At 62.6% G+C, this 16301-nt stretch carries 16 protein-coding genes; 9 read left to right on the top strand and 7 right to left on the bottom strand.

The window, feature by feature from the left end; genetic code table 11:
- Positions 1-23 precede the first annotated feature (23 nt).
- The 4 genes from ACFY9W_RS16280 to ACFY9W_RS16265 form a co-directional block, all read right to left on the bottom strand.
- Positions 24-878 (bottom strand): endonuclease/exonuclease/phosphatase family protein, encoded by an 855-nt coding sequence (locus tag ACFY9W_RS16280; RefSeq protein ID WP_391131983.1) that lies wholly within the window; start codon positions 876-878, stop codon positions 24-26.
- Between the two features lie 11 nt (positions 879-889).
- Positions 890-1522: a thiol:disulfide interchange protein DsbA gene (gene dsbA / locus ACFY9W_RS16275; protein WP_391131981.1), complete on the bottom strand. Its 633-nt coding sequence runs from the start codon at positions 1520-1522 to the stop codon at positions 890-892.
- 334 nt (positions 1523-1856) lie between these two features.
- On the bottom strand, positions 1857-2474 hold the full coding sequence (locus ACFY9W_RS16270) for a c-type cytochrome (RefSeq protein ID WP_391131978.1): 618 nt from the start codon (positions 2472-2474) through the stop codon (positions 1857-1859).
- 31 nt (positions 2475-2505) lie between these two features.
- Positions 2506-2808 (bottom strand): c-type cytochrome, encoded by a 303-nt coding sequence (locus tag ACFY9W_RS16265; protein WP_391132045.1) that lies wholly within the window; start codon positions 2806-2808, stop codon positions 2506-2508.
- Between the two features lie 193 nt (positions 2809-3001).
- Here ACFY9W_RS16265 and yihA point away from each other — a divergent pair, with 193 nt between their 5' ends.
- Positions 3002-3634, top strand: a complete 633-nt coding sequence (gene yihA / locus ACFY9W_RS16260) for a ribosome biogenesis GTP-binding protein YihA/YsxC (RefSeq protein ID WP_019099202.1) — start codon at positions 3002-3004, stop codon at positions 3632-3634.
- Positions 3635-4065: 431 nt separating this feature from the next.
- Here the strand turns inward: yihA and polA are convergent, their stop codons facing one another.
- On the bottom strand, positions 4066-6816 hold the full coding sequence (gene polA, locus ACFY9W_RS16255) for a DNA polymerase I (RefSeq protein ID WP_391131976.1): 2751 nt from the start codon (positions 6814-6816) through the stop codon (positions 4066-4068).
- A 75-nt stretch (positions 6817-6891) separates the two neighbouring features.
- On the opposite strand from polA, the gene ACFY9W_RS16250 reads away from it, so the two are divergent.
- Entirely contained in the window at positions 6892-7179 is a 288-nt protein-coding gene (locus tag ACFY9W_RS16250) for a DUF2782 domain-containing protein (RefSeq protein WP_010951520.1), read from the top strand.
- Positions 7180-7248: 69 nt separating this feature from the next.
- A complete protein-coding gene (locus ACFY9W_RS16245; protein WP_086976484.1) occupies positions 7249-8199 on the top strand; it encodes a homoserine kinase in 951 nt (316 codons plus the stop codon).
- Positions 8200-8310: 111 nt separating this feature from the next.
- Here the strand turns inward: ACFY9W_RS16245 and ACFY9W_RS16240 are convergent, their stop codons facing one another.
- Positions 8311-9267, bottom strand: coding sequence for a metal ABC transporter solute-binding protein, Zn/Mn family (locus tag ACFY9W_RS16240; RefSeq protein ID WP_391131973.1), 957 nt, complete (start codon positions 9265-9267; stop codon positions 8311-8313).
- 18 nt (positions 9268-9285) lie between these two features.
- Here ACFY9W_RS16240 and zur point away from each other — a divergent pair, with 18 nt between their 5' ends.
- The 4 genes from zur to ACFY9W_RS16220 all read left to right on the top strand — a co-directional run bounded on the left by zur (position 9286) and on the right by ACFY9W_RS16220 (position 12151).
- A complete protein-coding gene (zur, locus tag ACFY9W_RS16235) occupies positions 9286-9771 on the top strand; it encodes a zinc uptake transcriptional repressor Zur (protein ID WP_391131971.1) in 486 nt (161 codons plus the stop codon).
- Entirely contained in the window at positions 9768-10541 is a 774-nt protein-coding gene (gene znuC, locus ACFY9W_RS16230) for a zinc ABC transporter ATP-binding protein ZnuC (protein WP_391131969.1), read from the top strand. Before zur ends, znuC begins: the two co-directional genes overlap by 4 nt.
- Positions 10534-11316 carry a zinc ABC transporter permease subunit ZnuB gene (gene znuB / locus ACFY9W_RS16225; RefSeq protein ID WP_391131967.1) on the top strand — a complete coding sequence of 261 codons (783 nt, stop codon included), beginning with the start codon at positions 10534-10536 and terminating at the stop codon, positions 11314-11316. Before znuC ends, znuB begins: the two co-directional genes overlap by 8 nt.
- Positions 11317-11443: 127 nt before the next feature.
- On the top strand, positions 11444-12151 hold the full coding sequence (locus ACFY9W_RS16220; RefSeq protein ID WP_391131965.1) for a PA5502 family lipoprotein: 708 nt from the start codon (positions 11444-11446) through the stop codon (positions 12149-12151).
- A 95-nt stretch (positions 12152-12246) separates the two neighbouring features.
- On the opposite strand, the gene katE is transcribed toward ACFY9W_RS16220, so the two are convergent.
- On the bottom strand, positions 12247-14382 hold the full coding sequence (gene katE / locus ACFY9W_RS16215) for a catalase HPII (protein WP_391131963.1): 2136 nt from the start codon (positions 14380-14382) through the stop codon (positions 12247-12249).
- 227 nt (positions 14383-14609) lie between these two features.
- Here katE and ACFY9W_RS16210 point away from each other — a divergent pair, with 227 nt between their 5' ends.
- Both ACFY9W_RS16210 and ACFY9W_RS16205 read left to right on the top strand, forming a co-directional pair.
- On the top strand, positions 14610-15617 hold the full coding sequence (locus ACFY9W_RS16210) for an ATP-binding cassette domain-containing protein (protein ID WP_391131961.1): 1008 nt from the start codon (positions 14610-14612) through the stop codon (positions 15615-15617).
- Positions 15617-16288, top strand: coding sequence for a methionine ABC transporter permease (locus tag ACFY9W_RS16205; protein ID WP_010951513.1), 672 nt, complete (start codon positions 15617-15619; stop codon positions 16286-16288). Before ACFY9W_RS16210 ends, ACFY9W_RS16205 begins: the two co-directional genes overlap by 1 nt.
- Positions 16289-16301: the final 13 nt, after the last annotated feature.

Raw genomic sequence — 16301 nt, 5'->3', positions numbered from 1 at the left:
GGGTCCGCAAACGGTGATGGCAATTAGCTCAAGACCGGCAGCGTATCCACAGTCAATGCATCAGGCAATCGAATCTCGACAGCAACGGGAAGGTGGTCGGAAATTGGCCGTGCCAGCACCTCGACACGCTCCAGCGTGAGGCTTGGGCTGAGCAGGATATGGTCCAGGCAACGCTGGGGTCGCCAGCTGGGGAAGGTGGCCTCGACTTGCGGGGCAATCAGGCCCAGGTCGCGCAGCGGCGAGTGCTCCAGCAGGTCGGTGGCATGGGTGTTCATATCGCCCATCAGCACCTGGTGACGGTAGCCGCCAATCAGCTCACGGATGTAACCCAGTTGCAGGGCGCGGGTCTTGGCACCGAGCGCCAGGTGCATCATCACCACGATCAGCGCGTCTTCACCTTCACCAAAACGCACAAGGATCGCCCCGCGGCCGGCAGGGCCGGGCAACGGGTGGTCTTCAAGCAACTGCGGCTTCAGGCGGCTGAGCACACCATTGCTGTGCTGGGCGAAACGCCCGAGGTTGCGGTTGAGTTGCTGGTACCAGTAAGGGAAGGCCCCCAGTTGAGCCAGGTGCTCGACCTGGTTGACGTAACCTGAGCGCAGGCTGCCACCATCGGCTTCCTGCAAGGCCACCAGGTCGAAGTCGCCCAGCAAATCACCGATTTTCTGCAGGTTGCCGGCACGCCCGTTATGCGGCAGCAAGTGCTGCCAGCTGCGGGTCAGGTAATGCCGGTAACGTTCAGTGCTGATACCCACCTGGATGTTGAAACTGAGCAGCCGCAGGCGACCATCCTCGGGCAGGCCGGAGGCCTGCAGGTGATGCTCGTTGACCTGCGGCTGGTGCAGGCCAATGCCACGCGTAGCTCTGAAGCGGGGCATGGTTACGCCGCCTACTTGGCGGCGCGCTCCTTGTCGATCAGCTGGTCGGCAACGTTCAGCACGCCTTCCGGCCCGCCAGCGGTTCCCAGGTCGAAGCGGTACTTGCCGTTGACGACCATGCTCGGTACGCCGGTGATTTCGTACTTTTTCGCCAGCTCTTTGGCCTGGTTGACCTGGCCCTTGATGGCGAATGAGTCGAAGGTGGCGAGGAACTTGTCCTTGTCCACGCCCTGGGTGGCGAGGAAGTCGGCCATGTCGTTCTTGTCGGTCAGGCGTTTGTGTTGGTTCTGGATGGCATCGAACACTGCGGCATGCACCTTGTGCTCGACGCCCATGGCTTCGAGGGTGAGGAACATCTGGCCGTGTGCGTCCCATGGGCCACCGAACATGGCCGGTACGCGCTTGAAGTTGACATCCTTGGGCAGTTTTTCGACCCATGGGTTGATGACCGGCTCGAAGTGGTAGCAATGCGGGCAGCCGTACCAGAACAGCTCGACCACTTCGACCTTGCCAGGCACGGAAACCGGAACAGGGTTGCTCAGCTCGATGTATTCCTTGCCAGCCACAGGCTCGGCGGCATGGACGGCAGTCATACCAAATACGCTGGCGGCGACCAGCGCAGCGCTGAGAATCAGTTTACGCATGCTTTACTCCTGAGCATTCATGGGTCGCCACGACGGGACCAATACTGGGACAGGTCGGGAAGGGCGCGAGTTCTGTAGTGTAACGGCAGCGGACGGAAAAAAGGGCGGTCCAGCCGCCCTTTCATCATTGGCCTACAACATTAACTGAAAGTTAATGCAGCCATCTGGCACGACCATCGCGCTCGCTGTGGGACGCGATCATTGTGGGAGCGGGCGCGCCCGCGAAACAGGCAACGCAGTGGATGGCACCGGCTTTGCCGGTGTTCGCGGGCACGCCCGCTCCCACAGGGATCGCGCAGGCTCATCAAATTCCCACAACGGCCCAGGCCGCCAGTCAGTGCAGGCCCTGGATGTAGCTGGCCAACGCTTCGATGTCGTGGTTGCTCAGCTTGCCGGCGATGGTGCGCATGGTCATCGCGTCGCCATCGTTGGTGCGGTTACCTTCGCGGAAATCGGTCAGCTGCTTGGTCACGTACTGCGAGTGCTGCCCGCCCAGGTGCGGGAAGCCGGCCAGGGCGATGCCACCGCCGTTGGGCGAGTGGCAGCCGGTGCAGGCCGGCATGCCTTTTTCCAGGTCGCCGCCATTGAACAGTGCGCGGCCACGTTCGACCAGCTTGGGGTCGGCAGCCCCCACGCTGCCTTTCTGGCTGGAGAAGTAGGCGGCGATGTCGGCCAGGTCCTGGTCGCTGAATGCGGCGAGCATGCCGGTCATCTCCAGCACCGTGCGCTTGCCCGACTTGATATCGTGCAGTTGTTTTTCGAGGTAACGCTGGCCCTGGCCGGCCAGTTTCGGGAAGTTGGGTGCCAGGCTGTTGCCGTCGGGGTTGTGGCAGGCGCCACAGACGGCCGTCTTGGCCTGGCCGGCGGCGGCATCGCCTTTGACAGGTTGTGCAGCAGTGGCCGCACCTGCGACACCCAGGGTCAACAGCAGACTCACGACTAGTTTGTTCATCAGCTAATCCAACACGGCTAAGGGTGAAATGTTATGTATCGGGACTGCCGCTCATCCAAAGGATGACCAAACGGTAGTCCTCGGCACTGCAGTCCATGCACAATCCACGCGGCGGCATAGCCTTGAAACCCTGGGTTACGTGCTTCACCAGTACATCCATGCCTTGCGCCAGCCTTGGCTCCCAGGCTGCCCGGTCACCCTGCCTGGGTGCCTGTGGCAACTGCCCGGTGTGACAGGCCGCACACGTGCGGTTGTACAACACCTCGGGATCCTGTGTAGCCTGTGCGCTGAAATACGGCAGGAACATACCGACAGCTAGCAACCATTTCGCCAGGCGAAACGACCTGACAGGGTTGGGGGACGCGCTGCGTTCTGATGCGCAAGCTATAGTTCGGCACCCCATGCCCGCTCTCCTTCGCTGGGAGAAAGGGCACACAAAAACTGGGGCATTATATACTTCTGTCAGCCAAACGGAAACGACACCGCTTGCCGGCCTAGGCTTTGGCAACACCCACATCGGATATCCCATGCAAGTCAAGAACCCCATCCTCGGCCTCTGCCAGAAAGCCAAATTCGCCCTCAGCGCTGCCAAGGTCGAACAATGCCCGGACGACCAGGGTTACGAGGTGGCTTTCGCCGGCCGCTCCAACGCCGGCAAATCCAGCGCCCTCAACACCCTGACCCATGCCAGCCTGGCGCGTACCTCGAAAACCCCCGGGCGCACCCAGCTGTTGAATTTCTTCAGTCTGGACGATGAACGGCGTTTGGTCGACCTGCCGGGCTACGGTTATGCAAAAGTGCCGATTCCGCTCAAGCAGCACTGGCAGAAGCACCTGGAAGCCTACCTGGGCAGCCGGGAGTGCCTGCGTGGCGTGATCCTGATGATGGACGTGCGCCACCCGATGACCGACTTCGACAAGATGATGCTCGACTGGGCCAAGGCCAGCAGCATGCCGATGCACATCCTGCTGACCAAGGCTGACAAGCTGACCCACGGCGCGGGCAAGAACACGTTGCTGAAAGTGCAGTCGGAAATCCGCAAGGGTTGGGGTGATGGCGTGACCATCCAGCTGTTCTCGGCGCCCAAGCGCCTGGGCGTGGAAGATGCCTACCGGGTACTGGCGGACTGGATGGAGCTGGAAGACAAGCCGGTGGCCTGAGGCCCGCAGCGTCCTCACTGGCGGACATTGAACTGTGGGAGCGGGCGTGCCCGCGAAGAATCCAGCACGGAGCATGGCCTGGGCTTCGCCCAGGTTCGCGGGCACGCCCGCTCCCACAGTGTTCTTCATCAGGCCCGGGTCGAATTCCGGGCAAAAAAAACCCCGGACTTCGTATGGGGAGGGGGAAGTTCGGGGTCCAAGTCCGGACCGCTAGGGCGGGGTCCAGATATCTGCCAACACTTAACACAACATAGGAGCATCGAAGGGCTTCACCAGCCATTCAGTTACTCTGAGTTCCGGTTCACCGGTTTAGTTCCAAAGCCCTCAAAACTATTTGCGATAGTTTCATGAAACTTCAGTACCAATGGCACTGAGCGGTGCCAGGATCCGCGTCACTACGTCGCAGATCCTACACAGCTTTCCCCGCTCAATCAGTGAGCTTCGTCCCAATTCGCACCAATTCCTGCCTCAACCAGCAGCGGCACGTCCAGTTCCGCGGCCTTGCTCATGTGCTGGCGAATTTCATCTTTCACCTGCTGAAGCAGGTCTTCACGCACCTCAAGCACCAGTTCGTCGTGTACCTGCAGGATCACCCGGGCATCCAGCCCGCTCTCGCTCAGCCAGTTGTCCACATTGACCATTGCCCGCTTGATGATGTCGGCCGCGGTGCCCTGCATCGGCGCGTTGATTGCCGTGCGCTCGGCGCCTTTGCGCAGGGCCGGGTTCTTGGCGTTGATGTCCGGCAGGTACAGGCGGCGGCCGAACAGGGTTTCGACAAAGCCTTGCTCGGCGGCCTGGGCGCGGGTGCGCTCCATGTAGGCCAGCACGCCCGGATAGCGGGCGAAGTAGCGGTCGATGTAGTCCTGCGATTGTTTGCGGTCGACACCGATCTGCTTGGCCAGGCCAAAGGCACTCATGCCGTAGATCAGGCCGAAGTTGATGGCCTTGGCCTTGCGGCGCTGGTCGGTTGTGACGTCTTCCAGCGCCACACCGAACACTTCCGCCGCCGTGGCACGGTGCACGTCCAGGTCGTTGCGGAAGGCATGCAGCAAGCCTTCGTCCTTGGCCAGGTGGGCCATGATGCGCAGCTCGATCTGCGAGTAGTCCGCCGCCAGCAGCTTGTAGCCCGGGCTGGCAATGAAGGCCTGACGGATACGTCGGCCTTCGGCGGTGCGGATCGGGATGTTCTGCAGGTTCGGGTCGCTCGACGACAGCCGGCCTGTGGCCGCCACCGCCTGCTGGTACGAGGTGTGAATCCGCCCGGTGCGCGGGTTGATCTGCCCCGGCAGCTTGTCGGTGTAGGTGCTCTTGAGTTTGCTCAGGCTGCGGTACTGCATCAGCACTTCGGGCAGCGGGTAACCTTGCTCGGCCAGCTCGTCGAGTACGGCTTCGGCGGTGGATGGCTGGCCCTTGGCAGTCTTGCTCAGCACCGGCATGCCCAGCTTGTCGTAAAGGATCGAACCCAGCTGCTTGGGCGAACCGAGGTTGAATTCCTCCCCAGCCAGCTCGTACGCACGCAGCTCCAGTTCGGCCATTTTCACGCCCAGCTCACCGCTTTGTACGTGCAGCAGTGCAGCATCGACCAACGCACCCTGGCGCTCGATCTTGGCCAGCACCGGTACCAGTGGCATCTCGATGTCCATCAACACCGGCTGCACGCTCGGCGTCTGCGCCAGGCGGGCCTGCAGCGCCTGGTGCAGGCGCAGGGTGATGTCGGCGTCTTCAGCGGCGTAAGGGCCGGCCTTGTCCAGGTTGATCTGGTTGAAGGTCAGCTGCTTGGCGCCCTTGCCGGCGATGTCCTCGAAGGCGATGGTGCTGTGGTCGAGGTACTTCTGCGCCAGGCTGTCCATGTCGTGGCGGGTGGCGGTAGAGTTCAGCACGTACGATTCGAGCATGGTGTCATAGGCCACCCCGCGCATCTCGATGGCGGGCGAGCCGTTGGCGAGGATGTTGATGTCGTACTTGGCGTTCTGCCCGACCTTGGCCTTGGCCGGGTCCTCCAGCAGCGGCTTCAGCGCCAGCAGCACCGCCTCGCGGTCCAACTGGGCCGGCGCGCCTTCGTAGTCATGGGTCAACGGCACATAGGCTGCTTCATGCGGTTCGACGGCGAACGACAGGCCGACCAGCTGCGCCTGCTGGGCGTCCAGGCCGGTTGTCTCGGTGTCGAAGGCGAACAGCGGCGCCTGGCGCAGCTTTTCCAGCCAGGCGTCGAAACGGGCCTGGCCAAGAATGGTTTCGTATTTCGGTTCAACCTTGGCCGCGGGCTCGTCGACCACCGGGGCGAGATCATCGCCCGCCTTGCTCGCCTCGCGCTGCACCTCGGCGACCCAGCTCTTGAACTCCATTTCGGTGTACAGCGCCAGCAACGCATCGCGGTCCGGTTCGCCGCACACCAGCGCCTCGACCTCGACATCCAGCGGCACATCGCACTTGATGGTGGCCAGTTCGTAGGACAGGAACGCCGAATCGCGGTGTTCCTCGAGCTTGGCCGGCAAGGTCTTGGCGCCGCGGATGGCCAGGGTCGGAACCTTGTCGAGGTTGGCGTACAAGTCGCTGAGGCCGCCACCGATACCGGTCAGCAGGCCGACCGCGGTCTTTTCGCCTACGCCCGGCACGCCGGGAATGTTGTCGACCTTGTCGCCCATCAGGGCGAGGAAGTCGATGATGTGTTCCGGGCCGACGCCAAACTTTTCGTGCACGCCGGCAACATCCATCACGCTGCCGGTCATGGTGTTGACCAAGGTCACGTGGCCGTCCACCAGTTGCGCCATGTCCTTGTCCCCGGTCGAGATGATCACCGGGCGCCCCTGGGCGGCGCTGCTGCGGGCCAAGGTGCCGATGACGTCGTCAGCCTCGACGCCCTCGACACACAGCAACGGGTAGCCCAGCGCCTTCACGCTGGCATGCAACGGCTCGACCTGCACCCGCAGATCGTCCGGCATGCTGGGGCGGTTGGCCTTGTACTCGGCGAACATGGCATCGCGGAACGTGCCGCCTTTTGCGTCGAACACCACCGCAAACAAGCTGTCAGGGTATTGCCTGCGCAGGCTCTTGAGCATGTTCAGCACACCCTTCACCGCACCGGTCGGCATGCCCTTGGACGTGGTCAGCGGGGGCAAGGCGTGGAAGGCGCGGTACAGGTAGGAGGAACCGTCCACCAGGACGAGGGGCGCTTGGCTCATGAGCAGAATCAACCTTTTCGACGGGTCCGGCGCTAGAATAGCCAGAATCATTGACGACAAAGGGACTAGGTTATCATGCGTACACTCAATCGCCTGTTACTGCTCGGCCTGTTGGCAACCATGCCTGTCGTTACCCTGGCGGCGGACGACGCCCCCTCGGCCGATCCCGAGGTGACCATTCGCACGGAAGGCGATAAAACCATCCAGGAATACCGGCAGAACGGGTTCCTGTATGCGATCAAGATCACGCCGAAAAACGGCAAGCCTTATTTTCTGGTACGCGCCGATGGCACTGATGCCAATTTCATTCGATCCGACCAGCCGGACATGCTGATTCCGTCCTGGAAGATCTTCGAGTGGTAATCTGACGCGCACCGTTCACATCAACCCGGCACTTCCCGGCGGAAGTGCCCGTATGGGCAATTTTTCATCATGTCAGTCTTCACCCCCGTGACCCGGCCTGAGCTGGAAACCTTTCTGGCGCCGTACGAGCTGGGCCGTCTGCTCGACTTCCAGGGCATTGCCGCCGGCACCGAGAACAGCAATTTCTTCGTCAGCCTCGAACAGGGGGAGTTCGTCCTGACGCTGATCGAGCGTGGGCCAAGCGAAGACATGCCGTTCTTCATCGAACTGCTCGACACCTTGCACGCTGCCGACATGCCGGTGCCCTATGCCATTCGTGACCGCGACGGCAATGGCCTGCGCGAGCTGTGCGGCAAGCCGGCACTGCTGCAACCACGGTTATCGGGCAAACACATCAAGGCGCCGAACAACCAGCACTGCGCCCAGGTCGGCGAACTGCTGGCCCACATTCACCTGGCCACCCGCGAGCACATCATCGAGCGCCGCACCGACCGTGGCCTGGACTGGATGCTGGCCTCCGGTGCCGAGCTGCTGCCACGCCTCACTGCCGAACAAGCCGCACTGCTGCAACCGGCGCTGGATGAAATCACCGCGCACAAGGCGCAGATCCTGGCCTTGCCACGGGCCAACCTGCATGCCGACCTGTTCCGCGATAACGTGATGTTCGAAGGCACCCACCTGACCGGCGTGATCGACTTCTACAACGCCTGCTCGGGGCCGATGCTGTATGACATCGCCATCACCGTGAACGACTGGTGCCTGGATGAGAAGGGTGCAGTAGATGTACCGCGTGCCCAGGCGCTGCTGGCGGCTTATGCGGCGCTGCGGCCGTTCACGGCGGCCGAAGCCGAGCTATGGCCGGAAATGTTGCGGGTAGGCTGTGTGCGCTTCTGGCTGTCGCGCCTGATTGCGGCGGAGTCGTTTGCCGGGATGGATGTGATGATCCATGACCCGAGCGAGTTCGAAGTACGTCTGGCTCAGCGCCAGCAGGTGGCTTTGCACCTGCCGTTCGCTCTCTAGACCGCGTCTGCTTCTTCGCGGGCACGCCCGCTCCCACAGGGATAACACAAACCTCAAGGTTGTCGTTGTACCTGTGGGAGCGGGCGTGCCCGCGAAGAGGTCGGAACAGGCTTACAACTGCTCCAGGCACCCAGCCAGATCACCACCCAGCTTCTCCAGCAAGCGCTCATAACCCTTGCCATCCACCGGGTCGGTACCGCCCAGTGCATCCAGCTCCGCCAGGCGCACCGGCAACCCGGCCGTCAGGGTTTCGGCCAGTCTTGGCCGCAGCGGCGGCTCGCTGAACACGCAGGTTTTACCCACTTCCTGCAAGCGCTTGCGCATCGCCGCCACATGTTGCGCCCCCGGCTGTACCTCGGACGCCACGCTGAACACACCCGTGTGCTTCAGGCCATACTCCGCCTCGAAGTAGTCGAACGCCTCGTGGAACACGAAGTACGGTTTGTCGGCAATACCAGCCACCCGCGCCTTGATCCGCCCATCCAGCGCATCCAGGCGCTCGTCAAAAGCCTTCAGGTTGCTTTGGTAGCGGGTAGCGTTGGCCGGATCGACCTGAGCCAGGTCAGCCGCCATTTTTGCCGCGATTACCCGCGCATTGACCGACGATAGCCACAAGTGCGCATCCAGGCTGCCCGGGCGGTGATCGTGGTCGTGATCGTCGTGGTCTTCTTCCTCATGGGAATGGCTGTCCTCGCCAAAATGACGCAGCTTCATGCCAGTCAGCGACTGTACGGCCACCGTAGGCTTGCTGCGGCTGCCCAGCACCCGCGGCAGGAAGTTCTCCATGTCCGGGCCGATCCAGTACAGCAGGTCGGCATCACCCACCTTCCGTACGTCGGACGGGCGCAGGGCATAGTGGTGCGGCGAGGCGCCTGGCGGCAGCAAAACGTCCGGGCTGCCAACGCCATCCTGCACGGCGGCAGCAATCTGCTGCAGGGGCTTGATACTGGTGAGCACACGCACATCGGCCTGGGCGGAAAATGCGATGAAAGCGACAAACAGAGCTAGGAATCGGGACACGGTGGATACTCGAGTCGTCAGAAACAGGTAACATAATAACGTCTCCATCCAGAACCGTCGCTGCCCATGTCCATCACGCCGCTGGCCAACCGTCCTCACGATCACTCCCATTGCGTACACAGCGCACTGGCTGAAGCCGATGCCTTGTGCACCCGCCAGGGCCTGCGCCTGACTGCGCTGCGCCGCCGTGTGCTGGAGCTGGTGTGGCAAAGCCACAAGCCGCTGGGCGCCTACGACATCCTCGCCGTGCTCAGCGAGCAGGACGGCCGCCGCGCCGCCCCGCCTACGGTATACCGCGCGCTGGACTTCCTGCTGGAAAACGGCCTGGTGCACCGCATCGCCTCGCTCAACGCTTTCATCGGCTGTAGCCACCCCGAGCACGTGCACCAGGGCCAGTTCCTGATCTGCCGCGCCTGCCATGTGGCCATCGAGCTGGAGCAGAACAGCATCAGCGAAGCCATCATCAACAGCGCCAAAGGCGTGGGTTTCACCGTCGAAACCCAGACCGTGGAAGTGGTCGGCCTGTGCGGCAGCTGCCGGAGCGCGGCATGAGTGACGCGCTGATCCGCCTGGAGCAGGTTGGCGTTACCTTTGGCGGCGAGGCAGTGCTCGACAACATCGACCTGTCGGTCGCACCTGGCCAGATCGTCACCCTGATCGGCCCCAACGGGGCGGGCAAGACCACCCTGGTGCGCGCCGTGCTCGGGCTGCTCAAGCCGCACCGCGGCAAGGTATGGCGCAAACCGAAGCTGCGCATTGGCTACATGCCGCAAAAGATCCAGGTCGATGCCACGCTACCGCTCTCGGTGCTGCGCTTCCTGCGCCTGGTGCCCGGCGTAGACCGCGCGGCAGCCTTGTCGGCACTACAGGAAGTGGGCGCCGAACAGGTTATCGACAGCCCGATCCAGACCATTTCCGGCGGTGAGATGCAGCGCGTACTGCTGGCTCGTGCCCTGCTGCGCGAACCCCAGTTGCTGGTGCTGGACGAGCCGGTGCAGGGCGTGGACGTGGTCGGCCAGACCGAGCTGTACAACCTCATTACCCGCCTGCGCGACCGCCATGGCTGCGGCGTACTGATGGTGTCCCACGACCTGCACCTGGTGATGAGCGCCACCGACCAGGTGGTGTGCCTGAACCGCCACGTGTGCTGCTCCGGCCACCCAGAGCAAGTCAGCGGCGACCCGGCGTTCGTCGAACTGTTCGGCAACACCGCGCCGAGCCTGGCCATCTACCACCACCACCACGACCACAGCCACGACCTTCACGGCTCTGTGGTCGCCCCTGGCCCCCATGTTCACGGAGAGCACTGCAAGCATGGCTGATTTTCTTCTCTACGCCCTGCTTGCCGGTTTGTCCCTGGCGCTGGTGGCCGGCCCACTGGGATCCTTCGTGGTGTGGCGGCGCATGGCCTACTTTGGCGACACCCTGTCCCACGCGGCCCTGCTCGGCGTGGCCCTGGGCTTTGCCCTGGATGTCAGCCCGGCACTGGCGGTAACCGTCGGCTGCCTGCTGTTGGCAATCCTGCTGGTAACCTTGCAGCAACGCCAACCGCTGGCCTCCGACACCCTGCTCGGCATCCTCGCCCCCAGCACCTTGTCGCTGGGCCTGGTGGTACTGAGCTTCATGCACGATGTTCGCATCGACCTGATGGCCTACCTGTTCGGCGACTTGCTGGCCATCAGCACCACCGACCTGGCCTGGATCCTCGGCGGCAGTGCGTTGGTGCTGGTGCTGCTGGCTGCGCTGTGGCGGCCGCTGCTGGCCGTGACCGTGCACGAGGAACTGGCCATGGTCGAAGGCCTGCCCGTTGCGGGCCTGCGCATGGCGTTGATGCTGCTGATTGCAGTGGTCATTGCCGTCGCCATGAAGATCGTCGGTGTATTGCTGATCACTTCACTGCTGATCATCCCCGCCGCTGCGGCGCAACGTCACGCCCGCTCACCCGAGCAGATGGCCCTGGGCGCCAGCCTGCTGGGCGTTACCGCCGTCTGCGGGGGCCTGGCAATGTCCTGGTTCAAGGATACCCCTGCCGGCCCGTCGATCGTGGTCTGCGCGGCGGTGCTATTCTTGCTGAGCCTGGCCCTGCCAAAACGTTGAAATACAGGGCGTGTGATGGCACGCCTTGCAACCTTTTGCCGGGTAAAGGGTCTGTAAGACCTGTTTTCGAGCGTGCGCACCTGGGTGTAGACTTGCTCGCTTTTTGCGCAAATAGAGAGTCGCAGGAATGAAGCCGTTCGCCTCCCGTTATCTGCTTGTTGCCGCGTTTTCCCTGTTCCTGGCTGCCTGTTCCAGCGCGCCGGTCGAGCAGGCCGCCGTACCTGCCCAAGCCGATGCCTGGCAGCAGTTGCAACAGAACATCGCCAGCAACGAGCTGGCCACCGCCGAAGACCAGCTGGCAGCCCTGCAGGCCCAGTCACCTGACGACGCACGCCTGGAGCAATACCAGCGGCAGTTGGCCGAGGCCTACCTGCAACGCAGCCAGATCGTGCTGCAAAAGGGTGATGTGAATGCGGCTGCAACCGCACTGGCTCGTGCCCGTGCATTGATGCCGCAAGCCCCGGCAGTGACCGGTGGCGACCCCCTGTCACAGGCGCGCAAGGCCGAGCTGGAGAAGGCAGAAGCTGCCTTGAAGGCTGCTGAGGCCAAGCCCAGGGCACGTATCATCGACCCGACAGCGCCAAGCACGGTGGTGGCCTTGAAGACCACCGACAACCGCGCCCTGCGTCGCCAGCTCGATGACATTGCTGCCGATGTGGTGAGCTATGACTGCGAAGTGGTGTTCCAGGTACCGCGCACCGACGACGCGCCTTGGTTGAAAACCTTGCTGGAGAAGCGCGTGCGCAAGATCGACAGCGGGTTTGATCTGAAACAGAAGCATGAAATTCAGCGCTCGCTGCCGGCGCAGGTGGTTCTGGTCCCGCATCAACAGTAAAAGCTTCGCGGGCAAGCCCGCTCCCACAGGTACAGCGCAGGCCTGTAGCCTCGCACGATTCCTGTGGGAGCGGGCTTGCCCGCGAAGAGGCCCTATCAGGCCGGCACTGCCTGTGCAGCTGCCTCCCGCTCCCACACCCGATGCCCTTCAACCGCTTTCACAAAGGCATCCACCACCTTCTGTTCATCCCCCAGCAGCAACCCTTTGTCTTCCTTCAGCCCAAGGCCCTTCGCCAAGTCTTTGGTCAATACCATGGGCTTGAGGTGCTTATAGCCCTCCAGCAGAAAATGCTTGGCCACCCCGCTACCCGCCAGGGCATCCGTCGAGGCTTTGCCCCCCGGCACAACAATGCCGTCGAACATGATCGAAGGCATTCCTTCCATTGACGCATCCACCGCCAACTGCTTGCCATCCGCTGCCTTCACCGGCGCCGACGTGGGCCCCAGCAGCATCAACCGCGCACTCACGGCTTCCAGTGCCTTGACCAGCCTGTCCACACTCGCAGCATCCACGCCGTCCGCTACCAGCACAGCAACCTTGCGCCCCTTTATGCCCACTTCACCCGTGTGGCTCATCTGGCTCAACGCCTTTGACTGCGCAGGTTTGCTGCCTTTCACCTTGACCGTGCCACGCTTGGGCGCCGGCAACCCAAGGTTGTCCGCTACAGCTGCCGCCAGTTTCAAATCGATGTTCGCCAGAATCTCATTCACCACACGCTCGCGAATGGGGTCACGCTCCACCTTGCCCAGCTCAAAGCTGTAGGCCTTGATGATGTGCTGCTGCTCGGTCTCGCTCATGCTCTGGAAGAACAGCCGTGCCTGCGAGAAATGGTCGCCGAACGACTCGCTGCGCTGGCGGATCTTGTGCGCGTCGATACGCTCCTGATAACTCTCGAAACCGCCATCGTGCGCCGCGGGCGGCGTTTCCTTGGGCCAGCCGCCGTCGATGGAGTTGGGTTCGTAGGCAGCCCGGCCCTTGTCGATGGTCATGCGGTGCATGGCATCGCGCTGGCTGCTGTGGTTGGGCGCCACCGGCCGGTTGATCGGGATTTCATGGAAGTTCGGCCCGCCCAGGCGGCTGATCTGCGTATCGGTGTAGGAGAACAACCGGCCCTGCAACAGCGGGTCGTTGGTAAAGTCGATGCCCGGCACGATATGCCCCGGGCAGAAGGCAACCTGTTCGGTTTCGGCAAAGAAGTTGTCCGGGTTGCGGTTGAGCACCATCTTGCCCAGCAGCGTCACTGGCACCAGTTCCTCGGGGATCAGCTTGGTCGGGTCGAGCAGGTCGAAGTCGAACTTGTGCTCGTCGGCCTCGGGCACGACCTGCACGCCCAGCTCCCATTCGGGGTAATCACCGGATTCGATGGCCTCCCACAGGTCCCGGCGGTGATAGTCAGCATCCTTGCCCGCCAGTTTCTGCGCCTCGTCCCACAGCACCGAGTGCACACCCTCGCGCGGCTTCCAGTGGAATTTGACGAAACTTGCCACGCCTTCGGCGTTGATCAGCCGGAAGGTGTGTACGCCAAAGCCCTCCATCATCCGCAGGCTGCGCGGGATGGCGCGGTCGGACATGGCCCAGATGACCATGTGCGCCGACTCCGGCACCAGTGAAACGAAATCCCAGAATGTGTCGTGGGCAGAACCACCGGTGGGCATTTCGTTGTGCGGCTCGGGCTTCACGGCATGTACGAAATCCGGGAACTTGATGGCATCCTGAATGAAGAATACCGGCATGTTGTTGCCAACCAGATCGAAATTTCCTTCATCGGTATAGAACTTGACGGCAAAACCACGCACGTCACGCACCGTATCGCCCGAGCCTCTCGGCCCCTGCACGGTGGAGAAGCGTACGAACACCGGCGTGATTTTGTCGGGGTCTTGCAGGAAGCCGGCTTTGGTCAGCTCGGCATGACAACCGTAGCTCTGGAAATAGCCGTGCGCCCCGGTACCACGGGCATGCACGATGCGCTCCGGGATGCGCTCATGGTCGAAGTGGGTGATCTTCTCGCGCATGATGAAGTCTTCGAGCAGCGACGGCCCGCGTGCGCCAGCCTTGAGGCTGTTCTGGTTGTCGGCAACCTTCACCCCCTGGTTGGTGCGCAGGGCCTGGCCGGTGGCATCGCTGCGGAAGGTTTCCAGGCTCTGCAACTTGGCATTGGTATTGGCCCGGTCCGGGGTCTGGGTGCCAGCGGCTTCACTGTGCTTGGGCGCGTCCGTTTTCTTGCTGGGCATGGTCGGCTCTCCTCGTCAGTCTTCAGGCGTGCCCGTTTCGGGCTTGTTCAACTAGTGACTGGATGGCTTTGCCGAGCGTTCAATCAGGATTACCGGTTGTCGCGATATGCCCGAAGGATTGGTGCATTACGAAATAAATGCTAAGAACAGCTATGGGAAAAGGCTAAAATGCGCGACCCCAGCTAACCGCTGACCCCAATTTCCATGCGCCCCACAAGGTTCGCTACGTGATCGAGTTCCAACAGGTACATAAAACCTACCGCGTTGCCGGTAGGGAAATCCCCGCACTGAATCCGACCAGCCTGACCATCGAAGATGGCCAGGTGTTCGGCCTGATCGGCCATTCCGGCGCCGGCAAAAGCACCATGCTGCGCCTGATCAACCGCCTGGAAGAGCCTTCCGGCGGCAAGATCATCGTCGACGGCGAAGACGTCACCGCGTTCAACGCCAACCAGCTGCGTGGCTTCCGCCAGCAGGTCGGGATGATTTTCCAGCACTTCAACCTGCTGGCCTCCAAGACCGTTGCCGACAACGTCGCCCTGCCACTGACCCTGGCCGGCGAGCTGTCGCGCAGCGAAATCGACAAGCGCGTCACCGAGCTGCTGGCTCGTGTTGGCCTCTCGGACCACGCCAGAAAGTACCCGGCGCAATTGTCTGGCGGCCAGAAGCAGCGCGTCGGCATCGCCCGCGCATTGTCCACCAACCCGAAGATCCTGCTGTGCGACGAGGCCACCAGTGCCCTCGACCCGCAAACCACGGCCTCGGTCCTGCAATTGCTGGCCGAGATCAACCGTGAGCTGAAGCTGACCATCGTACTGATCACCCATGAAATGGACGTGATCCGCCGCGTTTGCGACCGCGTGGCGGTGATGGACGCCGGCGTGATCGTCGAGCAAGGCTCGGTGGCCGAGGTGTTCCTGCACCCGCAACACCCCACCACCAAGCGCTTCGTCCAGGAAGACGAGCAGGTCGACGAAGGCGAGCAGCGCGACGACTTCGCCCACGTACCGGGCCGCATCGTGCGCCTGACCTTCCAGGGCGACGCCACCTACGCGCCGCTGCTGGGCACCGTGGCACGCGAAACCGGTGTGGACTACAGCATCCTCGCCGGGCGTATCGACCGCATCAAGGATGTCCCCTATGGCCAGCTCACACTCGCCCTGATCGGCGGTGACATGGAAGCGGCGTTCGCCCGCTTCAAGGCAGCTGACGTACATATGGAGGTACTGCGTTGATGGACGCCCTGAATTTCTTTGCCAACGTCGACTGGGCCGAAATCTGGCTGGCCACCGTCGATACAATGATCATGCTGTTCGGCTCGCTGTTCTTCACCGTGCTGCTGGGCCTGCCGCTGGGCGTGCTGCTGTTCCTCTGCGGGCCCAAGCAGATGTTCGAACAAAAGGGCGTGTATGCGCTGCTGTCGCTGGTGGTCAACATCCTGCGCTCGCTGCCATTCATCATCCTGCTGATCGTGATGATCCCGTTCACCGTGCTGATCACCGGCACTTCGCTGGGCGTTGCCGGCGCCATCCCGCCGCTGGTGGTGGGTGCCACGCCGTTCTTTGCCCGCCTGGTGGAAACTGCCTTGCGTGAAGTGGACCGCGGCATCATCGAGGCGACCCAGTCGATGGGCGCCACCACCCGACAGATCATCACCAGTGCACTGCTGCCAGAGGCCCGCCCGGGCATCTTCGCAGCCATTACCGTGACCGCCATTACCCTGGTGTCGTACACCGCCATGGCCGGTGTGGTCGGTGCCGGTGGCCTGGGCGACCTGGCTATCCGCTTCGGTTACCAGCGGTTCCAGACCGATGTGATGGTAGTGACCGTGGTGCTGCTGCTGGTACTGGTTCAAGTACTGCAGAGCGTGGGCGACAAACTGGTCGTGCATTTTTCCCGTAAGTAACCCCAATGGGGTC

This window comes from Pseudomonas sp. NPDC008258 (genome assembly GCF_042956345.1).
Classification (GTDB): domain Bacteria; phylum Pseudomonadota; class Gammaproteobacteria; order Pseudomonadales; family Pseudomonadaceae; genus Aquipseudomonas.
This window is presented reverse-complemented; position numbering and strand designations above follow the sequence as displayed.

What these genes read in the sequence shown, in the direction of transcription:
- ACFY9W_RS16280 (WP_391131983.1), bottom strand. Translation starts at nt 878, where the DNA reads ATGCCCCGCTTCAGAGCTACGCGTGGCATTGGCCTGCACCAGCCGCAG.
- dsbA (WP_391131981.1), bottom strand. Translation starts at nt 1,522, where the DNA reads ATGCGTAAACTGATTCTCAGCGCTGCGCTGGTCGCCGCCAGCGTATTT.
- ACFY9W_RS16270 (WP_391131978.1), bottom strand. Translation starts at nt 2,474, where the DNA reads ATGAACAAACTAGTCGTGAGTCTGCTGTTGACCCTGGGTGTCGCAGGT.
- yihA (WP_019099202.1), top strand. Translation starts at nt 3,002, where the DNA reads ATGCAAGTCAAGAACCCCATCCTCGGCCTCTGCCAGAAAGCCAAATTC.
- polA (WP_391131976.1), bottom strand. Translation starts at nt 6,816, where the DNA reads ATGAGCCAAGCGCCCCTCGTCCTGGTGGACGGTTCCTCCTACCTGTAC.
- ACFY9W_RS16250 (WP_010951520.1), top strand. Translation starts at nt 6,892, where the DNA reads ATGCGTACACTCAATCGCCTGTTACTGCTCGGCCTGTTGGCAACCATG.
- ACFY9W_RS16245 (WP_086976484.1), top strand. Translation starts at nt 7,249, where the DNA reads ATGTCAGTCTTCACCCCCGTGACCCGGCCTGAGCTGGAAACCTTTCTG.
- ACFY9W_RS16240 (WP_391131973.1), bottom strand. Translation starts at nt 9,267, where the DNA reads ATGGAGACGTTATTATGTTACCTGTTTCTGACGACTCGAGTATCCACC.
- zur (WP_391131971.1), top strand. Translation starts at nt 9,286, where the DNA reads ATGTCCATCACGCCGCTGGCCAACCGTCCTCACGATCACTCCCATTGC.
- znuC (WP_391131969.1), top strand. Translation starts at nt 9,768, where the DNA reads ATGAGTGACGCGCTGATCCGCCTGGAGCAGGTTGGCGTTACCTTTGGC.
- znuB (WP_391131967.1), top strand. Translation starts at nt 10,534, where the DNA reads ATGGCTGATTTTCTTCTCTACGCCCTGCTTGCCGGTTTGTCCCTGGCG.
- ACFY9W_RS16220 (WP_391131965.1), top strand. Translation starts at nt 11,444, where the DNA reads ATGAAGCCGTTCGCCTCCCGTTATCTGCTTGTTGCCGCGTTTTCCCTG.
- katE (WP_391131963.1), bottom strand. Translation starts at nt 14,382, where the DNA reads ATGCCCAGCAAGAAAACGGACGCGCCCAAGCACAGTGAAGCCGCTGGC.
- ACFY9W_RS16205 (WP_010951513.1), top strand. Translation starts at nt 15,617, where the DNA reads ATGGACGCCCTGAATTTCTTTGCCAACGTCGACTGGGCCGAAATCTGG.